Raw genomic sequence first — 13,032 nt, 5'->3', positions numbered from 1 at the left:
TAAAGAATGCTTATTGTATATGCGGTAATAGTCCTAGGGTTACTTGGTCTTATCTTTGGTATAATCCTTGACTTTGCTTCAAAGAAATTCGCTGTTGAAGTGGATGAAAGGGAAGCTGAAATACTAACAGTATTGCCAGGTGCAAACTGTGGTGGATGTGGTTACCCTGGTTGTGGTGGTCTAGCTGCTGCAATCGCAAAAGGAGAAGCTCCTATAAATGGATGTCCTGTAGGTGGGGCTGCTGTTGCTGAAAAGGTAGCAGGAATAATGGGAGTAGAAGCAGGTTCTGGTGAAAAGATGGTTGCTCATGTAAGATGTAAGGGCGATTGTGAATCTGCAAAAACAAAATATGATTACAGTGGTATAACAGATTGTAGAGCTGCTGCTTCATTAATAGGGGGACCTAAAGGTTGCTCATATGGATGTCTAGGACTTGGTACATGCGTTCAGGTGTGTAAGTTTGATGCAATACACGTAGTAAACGGTGTAGCAGTTGTAGATGAAGAAAAGTGTGTAAACTGTGGAAAATGTATTAACGTTTGTCCAAAGGGATTGATAGAAAGTAAGCCAGCTAACAAGGCTGTAATGGTTGACTGTATGTCAAAGGATTTCGGTAAGGCTGTAAAGGAAAACTGTTCAGTAGGTTGTATAGGATGTGGACTTTGCGAAAAGGAATGTCCATTCGATGCAATAATATTTGAAGATAAGCTTGCAAGAATCAACTATGATAAGTGTAAGCAGTGTAACAAGTGTGCTACTAAGTGTCCTACAAAGGTAATTAAGCCTAAGGAAAGAAAGAAACCTGTAGTAAAGCCTGCAGCTAAGCCTGAAGAAAAGGCAAAAGAAGCAGAATCTAAGTAAATACATATTACTTAATTTTTATAAGAAATTTTAATATGATTTATACAAAGCTATTGCGGAAAATTTCCGTAATAGCTTTTTTTATATTTATTTTGTCTATACATATATAGGAGTATGGGATAAAAGTATTGTAAAAATAATACTGAATAATCAAAGTAGGGAGGATAAAATGGATATAAGAATAAAAGATATGAATAAGGATGAAATGCCTAGAGAAAAGATGATGTCAAAGGGAGTGAAGTATCTTTCTAATTCAGAACTTTTAGCTATTTTAATAAGAACAGGAAATAAAAAATATAATGCCTTGGAATTGAGCTCTATGATTATTAAAAAAAGTGAAAATGGAATTAGATCTTTACATGAAATGAGCATAGATGAATTATGTAATATAGATGGAGTAGGACCTTCAAAGGCAACCATAATAAAGGCAGCGCTTGAATTGGGTAACAGAGTGTCTAACTATATACCAGAAAAATATAAAATTAAAAATCCATGGGACATATATATTTATTATATGGAAGAAATGAGATATATGAAAAAAGAGGTTTTCAAAATAGTACTTTTGAATACAAAAAATGAAATAATATCTGATGTAGACGTTTCTGTTGGAAGTCTAAATTCTTCAATAGTTCACCCTAGAGAAGTTTTTGTAGAGGCGATAAGAAAAAGTGCAAATTCCATGATATTAATTCATAATCATCCTTCAGGAAATCCATCGCCATCAGATGAGGATATAAGAATTACAGAAAGATTAATGTATTCTGGAGAAATAATTGGAATAGAAGTTTTGGATCATATAATAATAGGAGATGGAGAATACTATAGTATGAAAGAAGAAGGGGATATATAGGCAAGTAAAATACAAAATACTATTACTTCTTAGAAAAAAGGAAGTAATGGTATTTTTTTGTGTAAAAATGTATTTAGTTAATGTTTTATTCAGTTGTAAATGTTAAGATAATGAAAAAGACGTTTTATTATTTTATATATTACAAAGTGTTACTTTTGAACTGCTTACTTAGTAGATATATTACAGTATTTGCAAGACTTTAAAAGAATTACTTTTATTTAGTCTCTTTTTATACTAAATAATTAGATGAAGCAAAGTTAAAACTATTATGAGTGTTTAAAATTTTACTGATTTGTAAGTAAATCTTTATCTCAGATGTGATATACTATAATAGAGAAAAATTGTAAATAGACAGGTATTTCTGTGGCAGTTTTGCCTTCATAAATATATTTTATGAAAAATAGAATTTATATCTTAGATTTATTTGAAGGTATTTATATAATTCATGTAAAGATATTTAGATTTAGGAAAACTATTTATAAGTTAAAAGTTTACATTAAGAACACGACATGTAAATAATGAAATATTAGTGTTTTATGTTTATAATGATAAAATGTAGGAGGAGAGAGATGGGATTCTTTGATAAAATTTTCGGATCTAATATTAACAATATAATTACAAACGATATGGGTATTGACCTGGGAACAGCAAATACTCTTGTTTATATAAAGGGGCAAGGCATAGTAGTTGATGAACCTTCTGTAGTGGCAATTAGAGAAGACAACAATGAAATACTTGCTGTAGGTGAAAGAGCAAATGAAATGGTGGGAAGAACACCTGAAAATATAGTGGCTATAAAGCCAATAAGCGATGGTGTAATTTCAGATTTTGAAGCTACTCAGGCTATGATTAGCTACTTTATACAAAAAGGTTCAAAAGGAGTAGTAAGTCCTAGAATAATAATAGGAGTACCTTATGGAATTACTAAGGTAGAAAGAAAGGCTATAGAAGAAGCTGCTATACAAGCAGGTGGAAGAGAAGTATATATTATAGAGGAACCGATGGCTGCAGCAATAGGAGCAGGTTTGAATGTAAATGATCCAGAAGGAAATCTGATAGTAGATATAGGTGGTGGAACATCTGAAATTGCTGTAATTTCTCTTGGTGGTATAGTAGTTGCAAATTCAATTAGAATTGGCGGCGCTGAATTTGATGAGGCTATAGTCAATTTTGTAAGAATGGAATACAATATTGTAATTGGCTCAAGAACAGCAGAGAAAATCAAGCTTGCAATAGGTTCTGCATACCCTGACGAAGTAGAAAAAGAAATGGAAGTTAGTGGAAGAGATGTATTGACAGGTCTTCCAAGAACTATTACTATAGGCTCTACAGAAATTAGAGATGCAATTAAAGAACCTATAAGTCAGGTGATAGACGCTATAAGATCAACTTTAGAGGATACCCCGCCAGAATTGGCGTCAGATATAATGGAAAAGGGAATAACACTTACTGGTGGAGGTTCGCTTCTAAAAGATTTAGACAAGTTGATAAAGTTTGAAACAGAACTTGATGTAACACTTGCAGAAGATCCTATTCAGTGTGTAGTTAATGGTACTGGTAGAGCAATAGAAAATGAAGCTATTTTTGAAAGTATAGTAAAGATAAATGCTGAAAGTTAGTTGGTGATTGTTTTGAAGTTGAATAAAGATAATAGACGAAGATTTACTGTAAAGTCGATTGTTACTGCCGGAATAGTAATTGCAGTAGTTGTTATTTCAGCATTTTCTATTTCAAATAGTGACAAGCTATTATTTTTGGAAAACAATCCGGTGGCGGAAGTATTTTTGGATTTAGGGAGATATACTAATGATGCAGTAGATGGCGTCAGTGAGTTTGTAGGCGACATAATGCATTTTAGAAGAAATGCGAATAAAGTAAGAGAACTAACTAAAGAAAATGAGAAGCTAAAACAAGAGATTACAGATATGAAAAGTGATGAAAGTAAGGTTGAGTCATTTAAAAAACTTGAAAAAGCTTTAAATTATGTCCATGGAGACGATAGAATGCGCCAAGTATCTGCAAGTATAGTAGGTAAAAACGATGGTGATTGGTATCAGTCCTTTGTTATAGATGCAGGGGCAGATAGCGGTATAAAAAAGGATAGTATCGTAATAAATGGAAATGGCGTTGTTGGTATTGTTTACAGCGTAAGCAATAGATATTCAAAGGCCATTTCTTTAGTTGACTCAAGAGCCTCAGTAAGTTTTAAAATACAGGGAAAAGAAGATGATAAGGGGGTAATCACTACATCTTCTACTGTAGGAAAGTCTGATTTGACAGATGTAAATAAATTACTGCAGGGATATTTGTTCGATTCAAATTCTAAGGTTAAAAAGGGTGATAAGATAGTAACCTCAGGACTTGGTCTATATCCTGAAAACTTGCCAATCGGTAAAGTTACAAAGGTAATAAATGATAAAAGTAAATCTATGAAACTTATAAAAGTAAGACCGTTTGTAGATTTTAAGAAGCTTAATGATGTGATGGTTATACCACCTAGAAAGATTGAGTAGGTGATGTATATGAAGAATATAAGATATTTAATACTTTTTTTTATTGGGCTTTTGATAATATTTTTAGAGACATTTTTTACAAACTTTATAGGTCACTATGTAAGTGTAAACTTTCTTATGATCTATATAGTGTTTATATCTCTATATATAGATAAGAATAATTCTTTAATACTTGCAGGTATATTGGGAATACTAAGCGATGTAATATCGGGGGGAATAGTTGGAGTAACAGCTATTCTTTTCCTAGTTATATCATATTTTATATCGGTAATTGAAAAGTCGATATTTAAGGATAAAATAGGGATAATATGCTTACTTGTATTTGTGATAAGTATATTTTATTCTATAATAAATGCCGTGTTTTCAGCGATATTCTTTATACCGACACCAATTATTATTGCAATAGCAAAAAGTTTGATAATAATACCTGTGGGAAATACCATTTTTGCCTATATAGGATATAGAATATTTGGTAAAAAACTTAAAAAATTAAGAGAAGAGTAGTGGTGGCAAAGGTGAAAAAAAATTCGATTATTAAAAAAAGACTAAATACTATTAATAAAATAATAGTAGTAGTATTGCTGGTCATATTTGTCAAAATACTTTTTATGACTACCATTAGAAATTCTCATTACTCAGAACTAGCAAATCAGAAAACCTATAAACAGATATTAGTACAGGCACCAAGAGGTGAAATTAAAGATAGAAATGGAGTTGTACTTGCAGGAAATAAGCCTGAATTTGCGGTTCAGATTGTAGCTGACTCTTTTAATAAGCTCGGTGAAAACGAGAAAGAGGGTCCAAACAGAATAGCTTATTCGATTATTAATATACTTGAGAGAAATGGAGAAAAGTATACTGATGAATTTCCTATAATAATAGATGACGGTAAATACTACTTTACTTTTGATAAAAAGATTAGAGATTTTAAATCAGAAAATGGAATACCGATGAATTATTCTCCTAAAAAGTGTTTTTATTATGTTGTAGATTCACTAATAAAGAATGATGTACTTTCAATTTCTGATAGAAATCTGGATCCTGTAAAGCTACAGTCTAAGATGAATTCACTTGGTTACTATCCACCGATACTTGTTAAGGACTGGAAGTTTACTGAGCAGAAAAATAAAGAGGACTGGTTGAGCAGTTACAGTTTAGATTCAGATATAACAGCAAAAGATGCTTTTGAAAAAATAAGAAAAGATTATTATAAAATAGACAAAACTTTGTCTGATGGTGAAGCAAGAAAAATAATGTTAGTAAGAGACCTTTTAAAATCTAAAAGATATACTCAGTATAATCCTGTTACTCTTGCAAAGGGTATAAAAAAGGAAACTGTTGCTCAGATCGAGGAAAATGCTATGGAACTGTCAGGTGTATCGGTAGCAGTTGAGCAAAAGAGAGTATATCCAGAAGGGAATCTAGCAGCTCATGTTTTAGGATATGTTGGAAAGATTCCGTCATCAAAGGCGGAAGACTTAAAAAATAATGGCTATGAGGCTGATGATTTAATAGGGCTTTCTGGAATAGAACATAGCTATGAGGATAAATTAAAAGGTAAGCCAGGATACAAAGAAGTAAAAGTAGATAGTGTAGGTCGTGTAATAGATGAGATGAAATCCGTATCTCCTGTATCGGGTAATAGCGTCCAATTAACATTAGATAGCAAACTTCAAAAGGTGGCAGAGAAATCACTAGAAGATGCAATAGAGGCGGCTAGAACAGGAAATACATTTAAGAGTCAGTTTGGAGATATAGCGATAAGTGAAAGAGCACCTAATGCAAAGTCCGGTGCAATAGTGGCTATTGATGTAAAAAATGGAGATGTTTTGTCTATGGCAAGTTTCCCCAATTATGATCCTAACAAGTTTGCAGGTGGAATTACATCTAAGGATTATAATAACTATTTGCCAAAGAATAAAAACGACTTTCTTGCACCAAATCCACTTTTAAACCTTGCAACTCAGGGAGCATTCCAGCCAGGTTCTACATTCAAGTTGATTACTGCAATGGCAGCTCTTGATTCAGGTTTAGATCCAGGGTACACAATTAATGACCCTGGAGTTATAAGATTAGGTGGAAGAAACTTTGCCGACTATATATGGCATCATGGTGGAAAAAATCACGGAGTAGAAAATCTTTACAAGGCTATACAGGAATCTTGTAATATATATTTCTATGTAATAGGTAGTGATAGAAACTGGATGACAGGTCAGAATCTAAATCTTGGAATGGGTGCTAAAAAAATTCTTGAGTATGCTAAAAAGTTTGGTCTAAATGAAGGGACTGGTCTTGAAAATCAGCTTGAGGAAAGAAATGGTAAGGTTCCAAGTGAGGAGCAAAAGGCTGAAAGAACTAAGATTCAGTTGAAGATGGCGCTTGAAAGAAGAATGAAGACTCATTTTAAGGATATAAGTTATGAAAAAGACAGAGATGAATATGAAAAGAAGATAGATGAAATAGTAAGCTGGATAGATGAAGAAAAAACTCCAGGAAGAAAAGAAACAATAAAAAGACTCGGTGAATTAGGTGTTAAGGAAGAGGACATTGAAAGCGATGCAGACTTTATGGTATATAGCTACTTTAACTTTGCAAAGTGGGGTACAGGAGATACATTTAACCTTGCAATAGGTCAGGGTGAAAATGCCTACAATCCTTCTCAGGTCGTAAGATATATAGCTGCTATAGCCAATGGCGGAAATCTTGTAAAGATGAATGTCGTAGATAAGGTAGAAGATCCTAAGGGAAAAGTAACTGAAAAAACAGAAAGAAAGTCTGAAAAGATAAAGTTTAAAGACTCTTCTAATTTAAAAGATTTAACAGAAGGTATGGTAAGAGTTTCAAGAGATGGACTTGCCAAAAAGGCATTTGGGAACTTCCCAGTTACAGTAGCATCTAAGACAGGTACTGCTGAAAAAAGTGGTAAGATACCTAGTGACAATGAGTTTGAATATTTGTTATCTCACTTGGATTCATATTCGGTGAAAAAAGATGAGTTAATGGAAAAATATAAGGAGCTTAAATTTGAAAAAGAAAGAGCTCTTACAAATGAAAAGATAAATGAACTTAAAGAGAAAATAAAGAATAAAAAAACTTCTAAGGAAGATAGAAAAAAATATGAAGAAGAGTTAAACGCAGGAGTAAGAGTAAAGCTAGAGGATACAGATAAAATCAATGCATTTTATTTGAGAAAGGCTATAAAAGCTCTCAATCCAAATATAACAGACTCTGACATAGATAGATTCAAGCCAGATTATGGTTCTTTTGCTTGGTGTGTAGCCTTTGCACCAGCTGATGATCCACAGATTGCTGTAGCTTGTGTAATACCTCAGGGAGAGTCCAGTTCATATGCAGTTCTTCCTATAAGAGAAGTTTTGGGACAGTATTTTGGTCTTTTGAAAGAAGAAAAAGACGAAGAAAAAGACAAAGAAGAAAATAAAGATATGAAAAAGGAAGATATAAAAGAAGACAAAAATACAGATAACAATTCTGAAAAGAAAAATTCTGACGACAATAAAGTTGAAGAGGATGATAGAACAAGAGACTTAGATAGTGATATAGAAGGAATTGATTAGTAATAAGTGAAGGGATGATATTATGAGCTTTAGGGAAAGAGATGCAGTTGAATTTAAAGGAACAGGACGAGGGCTGATTCTGTATATAAACAAAGAATGCTCTATGGAAAATATTTTTGATTCTATCTCAAGCAAAATAAAATCATCCCCAAACTTTTTTGTAGGGGCAATACTTACGGATATAGATAGTAACTATATATCTCCCTACCAAAAAAAACTCATAATTGAATATCTTAGTGAAAACTACAATATTGATTATGTAGGGGTTGATGAATTTCACTTCAATCAGATGATGAAGAAAAAGGAATATAAAGGTGCAACAGCTATATTTAAGGCAGTTAGAACTTTGTATGTTATGGATGTAGAGGAAAATGAGGAAGTAGATTACAATGGGAGCCTTGTATTTATGACTACAGTGCCTTCAAATTCCTTAATAAAAGCTTCATGTGATATAGTGATTTTGGGAAGTGTAGAGATAGATGCAACGGTCATTGCCGGTGGAAATATTACGGTAATGGGAGAAATAAGAGGAAAGGCATATGCAGGTGCATACGGTAATGATAGTGCTTGTATAGTAGCTAGACAAATAAATGCTCAAAAAATAGCTATATTTAATCGTGAAAGTGAAATAGTAATGTGCAAAAGAAGAACTAGTATGAGTAATCCTGAAATAGCATATATAGATGAAAATGGGAAAATAGCAGTTTCACAGAAAAAGGAAATTCTTTATAAATACTCGCCTACTAGCATTAAGGACACAAGCTATGGCGCTTTTGACGTAAAAGAGCAGGGGGTTATGATGGAGAAGAATCAGTCTTTTAACGACCTTGCATATGAAATAAAGTACAGTAGCGAAACAGATAGAATTATTTCAAAAGAAGAACTTGAACAAAAGGAAAGTAAGGAAAGTAAAGTTTCTAATGGAGAAAGTCGTTTGAAAGATGATAAAAAAATTGGAAATATATCTGCACTTTTTTCAAATGACCTGTCAAGTGATATAGAAAATAAAAGAAAGATTGATGAAGTTAAAGAAATTGCTTTAAATACAGATTTAGATAAAGATAAAGCAATAGATATAAATCAAGATAAGTTGAAAAAGAGAAAAATAAGTAAAAAAAGAAGACGTGAAGTTGACGGTAGGAAGACAGAAAATAAAATAAAAAATTTAAAATTAAGCGATAAAAAAACTGTTGATAATAGTCTGGATTTAGAAAAAAACAAAAAAGTAAGGAAAAATGCAAGTAAAATCAGAGTTGTAAAAGACGGTGATTCTGTAAAGACTTCTGGAGAGAGTAAAAAGAAAAGATTAGTTGATAGACTAAAAGATTTACTCATAGAGGAAGAGGTGGATAATGAAGAAGATAGATTATAGCAAAAAAGGCAGAATTATAAGAAATATAGATTGGAAACTTGTTTCTATAGTTTTTATAATATTTTTCTTTGGGCTGCTCGTATTAAGTAGTGCCACTCATGTAAATGTTACTGGTAACTTTAAACAGATAATAGTTCAGTTAACAGCCTTTGCTTTGGGAATAGTAGTAATAGCTGTATTGTTAATATTTGATTATAACAGCATAGGTAAATACTATAAAGAACTATATATATTTAGTATATTCATGCTTGTGATAGTTCTGATACCAGGAATTGGTGATAAGCAATTTGGCGCAAGATCATGGATAAGAATAGGTAGTTTAATTAATCTGCAAACATCTGAAATTGCAAAGCTTACATTTATTTTAAGTTATGCAAAAATTGTAGATATGAATAAAGATAATATAAAGGATTTAAAAACGCTAGGAAAACTAGTAGTATATGCACTTCCATTTATAGGTTTATTATTAGGACAACCAGACCTTGGAACAGCTATAGTATTTATGTGTATAATATTCTTTATGCTTTATTCTGCAGGGATAGACAAGAAAGTTATAAGAAATGTTGTAATAGCAGGTATTATACTTGCACCATTGATGTATTTTCTTATGGCACCTCATCAGAGAATAAGAATAGTAAACTTTTTAAATCCAGAAGCATCTAGTAACTACCAAGTACTCCAATCTATGATAGCGATAGGTTCAGGTGGACTTACAGGGAAAGGACTTTATCACGGATCTCAAAATCAGGAAAACTTCCTTCCAGTAAGAGATAGTGACTTTATATTTGCTGTTGTAGGAGAAGAGTTTGGTCTTATAGGAATGATGTTTTTAATATTGATGTTTGTACTTCTTATTACAAGGCTTTTAACAATAGCTAAAAGGTCTAAAAATACATATGGAACATTTATAGTAGCAGGTATTACAGGTATGTTTGCATATCAGATAATACAAAATATAGGTATGACAGTTGGGATGATGCCTGTAACAGGCGTAACACTTCCATTTGTGAGCTACGGAGGTAGTTCGATACTTACATCTATGGCAAATATCGGTATCGTCCTAAACGTTTATATAAGGCGAAAGAGAATAAACTTATATTAATAAAAATATCTTTGATATAAGGTAGTAAAATAGGATATTTTCAAAAATAAAAATTGAAACTCTCCTATGATGGTGTATAATAAATAGGTGAATATTAATTGAACTAGGGCTTGTATTGAAAAATGTAAGCCCTATAAAACTATATTGGAATCGGAGGAAAATTTTGGAAAAAGTAAACATAAAAAGAATTTTGAAAAAGGTTGAAAAACCTGCTAGATATCTGGGAAATGAATTGAATACTATTCATAAAGATACTTCAAATGAGAATTTAATTAGATATGCGCATTGCTTTCCTGACATATATGAAGTAGGAATGAGTCATCTTGGAAGTCATATCCTTTACAATTGCATAAACAAGGAAGAAGATGTATTTTGTGAAAGAGTATATACTCCAGGAGTAGATATGGAAGAAAAAATGAGAGAAAACAATATTCCTCTATTTGGACTTGAATCAAGAGAAGCAATAACAAATTTTGATTTTGTAACATTTTCTCTTCAGTATGAAATGTGCTATACCAATATTCTTAATATGTTGGACCTTGCAAGGATACCTATGCTTGCCAAAGACAGAGGTGAAAAAGATCCATTTATTCTTGTAGGAGGATCTTGCGCCTATAATGTTGAACCTTTAGCTGACTTTGTAGACATTGTTGTTTTAGGTGAAGGTGAGTATATGAACCTTGATGTAATAAGAGCATACAAGGAATGGATAAAAAGCAATCCATATGAAAATGGTCAGACTAGAGTGGACTTTTTAAAGAAAATAGCAACAATAGATGGTGTTTACATACCTTCATTTTATGAATTTGAATATAATGAAGACGGTACTGTTAAGAAGTTAAATAAGTTAGTAGATATTGCACCAGATAGACCGAGAAAAAGAATAGTAGAGAATATGGATCTTGCAGAATATCCTGAAAAAATGATAGTTCCATTTATAGAAACAGTGCATGATAGAATAGTTCTTGAGCTTTTTAGAGGCTGTACTAGGGGATGTAGATTCTGTCAGGCAGGTATGATATATAGACCTATAAGAGAAAAATCTTTAGAAAGATTAAAAGAAATTGTTGATAATATGGTTAAAAATACAGGATACGATGAAATATCTTTATCATCTTTAAGTACGAGTGACTACTCTAAGATACAAGAGATAACAGATTTTCTTGTAGAGGAATATGCACCTCAAAACATAGGGGTTTCTCTTCCGTCTTTAAGACTGGACAATTTTTCAATGGAAATAGCAGAAAAAATTCAACAGGTAAGAAAGACTGGTTTAACATTTGCTCCAGAGGCTGGAACTCAGAGACTTAGAGATGTAATCAACAAGGGTGTTACTGAAGAAGATTTAAGAAATGCAGTAGGTAAGGCTTTTGAAATGGGCTGGAATAGTGTCAAGCTTTACTTTATGATAGGTTTGCCTACAGAAACATATGAAGATTTAGACGGAATAAGAGATCTTGCATATGAGGTAATTGACATATACAGAGAAGTACACGGTGGAAAGTTAAGAGGAAAATTTGGTGTAACAGTAAGTACATCAACATTTGTTCCAAAGCCATTTACACCTTTCCAATGGCATGGTCAGGATACGCAAGATGAAATAAAGGCAAAGCAGAAGCATTTAATAGGCAGACTTAGAAATGGTAACATAAAATATAATTATCATGATTCAAAGACAAGTTTGATGGAGGCTGTATTTGCAAGAGGAGATAGAAGGTTGGGAGCAGTTCTTTTGGAAGTATTTAAAAACGGAGCTAAGTTCGATGGTTGGTCAGAACATTTCGATCTAGATAGATGGTTAAATGCAATGGAAAAAGAAGGTCTTGATCCAAGTTTCTATGCACATAGAGAAAGAAGTTATGATGAAGTGTTCCCATGGGATCACATAGATGTAGGAGTAACAAAAGAGTTTCTTATAAGAGAAAATGAAACAGCGAGAAACGATAAGATAACAAAAGACTGTAGACATGGATGTAATGGATGCGGTATAAATACAAATGATATAGGAAGGGGATTATGCTAATGTCAAAAATAATGAGAATAAAATTTGTCAAAAATGAAGACATGATATATATTTCCCACTTGGATGTTCAGAGACTTTTACAAAGAGCATTTAGAAGAGCTGATGTAGAACTTTCATTTTCTCAGGGATTTAATCCGCATCCTAAAATGAGTTATGGTAATGCACTAGCTTTAGGTGTAGAGAGTTTTGGAGAATATGTAGATATAGAAATAGAAAATGAAGATATAGATTGTAAAGAGTTAATGGAAAGAATAAATAAGCAACTTCCAGATGGAATGCAATTTATAAAGTGTATAGAGCTTCAAGGTGGGGAAAAAGCTCTTGCATCAAATATAATATATGGAGATTATGTGTTTATAATTCCCAATAAACTGAATCTTAAAGAAGAATTAGTATCGTCAAAACTTGAAGAAATGATGGATTCTGAATCTATTATTACGACAAAGAGAAATAAAAAGAAAAAAATTGTAGAAATAGATATAAGACCTTTGATAAAGACTTTATCTTTAATAGATGCAAATGAAGATGAAATAAAAATATCTTCTGTTTTGGCAACTGGTTCAAAACAGAATCTAAATACAAATGTTTTTATACCGATGTTACTTGAATATCTTGAAATAGAAATGGATTCTCTTGATGTAGATATTGTAAGAAATGACTTATATTTTGAAGAAGATGGTAAAATGATAACACCATTTTAATAAAATTGGCACCTGCTTATATTAGCCTAGGTGCC

The 13,032-nt window shown here is 32.2% G+C and carries 10 protein-coding genes; all 10 read left to right on the top strand.

What is annotated here, in order from left to right; genetic code table 11:
- The first annotated feature begins 6 nt into the window (after positions 1 to 6).
- Positions 7 to 861 (top strand): RnfABCDGE type electron transport complex subunit B, encoded by an 855-nt coding sequence (locus tag BMY82_RS02340; protein ID WP_091974231.1) that lies wholly within the window; start codon positions 7 to 9, stop codon positions 859 to 861.
- Between the two features lie 190 nt (positions 862 to 1,051).
- Positions 1,052 to 1,711, top strand: a complete 660-nt coding sequence (radC, locus tag BMY82_RS02335; protein WP_278308729.1) for a RadC family protein — start codon at positions 1,052 to 1,054, stop codon at positions 1,709 to 1,711.
- 569 nt (positions 1,712 to 2,280) lie between these two features.
- Positions 2,281 to 3,330, top strand: a complete 1,050-nt coding sequence (locus tag BMY82_RS02330; protein ID WP_091974219.1) for a rod shape-determining protein — start codon at positions 2,281 to 2,283, stop codon at positions 3,328 to 3,330.
- Positions 3,331 to 3,342: 12 nt separating this feature from the next.
- A complete protein-coding gene (gene mreC / locus BMY82_RS02325) occupies positions 3,343 to 4,224 on the top strand; it encodes a rod shape-determining protein MreC (protein WP_091974217.1) in 882 nt (293 codons plus the stop codon).
- 9 nt (positions 4,225 to 4,233) lie between these two features.
- A complete protein-coding gene (mreD, locus tag BMY82_RS02320; protein WP_091974215.1) occupies positions 4,234 to 4,728 on the top strand; it encodes a rod shape-determining protein MreD in 495 nt (164 codons plus the stop codon).
- Positions 4,729 to 4,739: 11 nt separating this feature from the next.
- Entirely contained in the window at positions 4,740 to 7,799 is a 3,060-nt protein-coding gene (locus BMY82_RS02315) for a penicillin-binding transpeptidase domain-containing protein (RefSeq protein WP_091974340.1), read from the top strand.
- Between the two features lie 22 nt (positions 7,800 to 7,821).
- The gene (gene minC / locus BMY82_RS02310; protein WP_091974212.1) at positions 7,822 to 9,171 is read left to right on the top strand and encodes a septum site-determining protein MinC; all 1,350 of its coding nucleotides are present in this window, start codon (positions 7,822 to 7,824) and stop codon (positions 9,169 to 9,171) included.
- Entirely contained in the window at positions 9,152 to 10,273 is a 1,122-nt protein-coding gene (rodA, locus tag BMY82_RS02305) for a rod shape-determining protein RodA (protein ID WP_091974210.1), read from the top strand. The genes minC and rodA overlap by 20 nt, the downstream gene beginning before the upstream one ends.
- 163 nt (positions 10,274 to 10,436) lie before the next feature.
- Positions 10,437 to 12,296, top strand: coding sequence for a TIGR03960 family B12-binding radical SAM protein (locus BMY82_RS02300; RefSeq protein WP_091974208.1), 1,860 nt, complete (start codon positions 10,437 to 10,439; stop codon positions 12,294 to 12,296).
- On the top strand, positions 12,296 to 12,997 hold the full coding sequence (locus BMY82_RS02295) for a TIGR03936 family radical SAM-associated protein (RefSeq protein ID WP_091974206.1): 702 nt from the start codon (positions 12,296 to 12,298) through the stop codon (positions 12,995 to 12,997). The genes BMY82_RS02300 and BMY82_RS02295 overlap by 1 nt, the downstream gene beginning before the upstream one ends.
- The last annotated feature ends 35 nt before the right edge of the window (positions 12,998 to 13,032 follow it).

Source organism: Peptostreptococcus russellii (genome assembly GCF_900110295.1).
In the GTDB taxonomy this organism is placed as follows: Bacteria; Bacillota; Clostridia; order Peptostreptococcales; family Peptostreptococcaceae; genus Peptostreptococcus; species Peptostreptococcus russellii_A.
This window is presented reverse-complemented; position numbering and strand designations above follow the sequence as displayed.

Excerpts from the sequence above, each read along its gene's own strand:
- BMY82_RS02340 (WP_091974231.1), top strand. The coding sequence starts at position 7 with ATGCTTATTGTATATGCGGTAATAGTCCTAGGGTTACTTGGTCTTATC.
- radC (WP_278308729.1), top strand. The coding sequence starts at position 1,052 with ATGAATAAGGATGAAATGCCTAGAGAAAAGATGATGTCAAAGGGAGTG.
- BMY82_RS02330 (WP_091974219.1), top strand. The coding sequence starts at position 2,281 with ATGGGATTCTTTGATAAAATTTTCGGATCTAATATTAACAATATAATT.
- mreD (WP_091974215.1), top strand. The coding sequence starts at position 4,234 with ATGAAGAATATAAGATATTTAATACTTTTTTTTATTGGGCTTTTGATA.
- minC (WP_091974212.1), top strand. The coding sequence starts at position 7,822 with ATGAGCTTTAGGGAAAGAGATGCAGTTGAATTTAAAGGAACAGGACGA.
- rodA (WP_091974210.1), top strand. The coding sequence starts at position 9,152 with ATGAAGAAGATAGATTATAGCAAAAAAGGCAGAATTATAAGAAATATA.
- BMY82_RS02295 (WP_091974206.1), top strand. The coding sequence starts at position 12,296 with ATGTCAAAAATAATGAGAATAAAATTTGTCAAAAATGAAGACATGATA.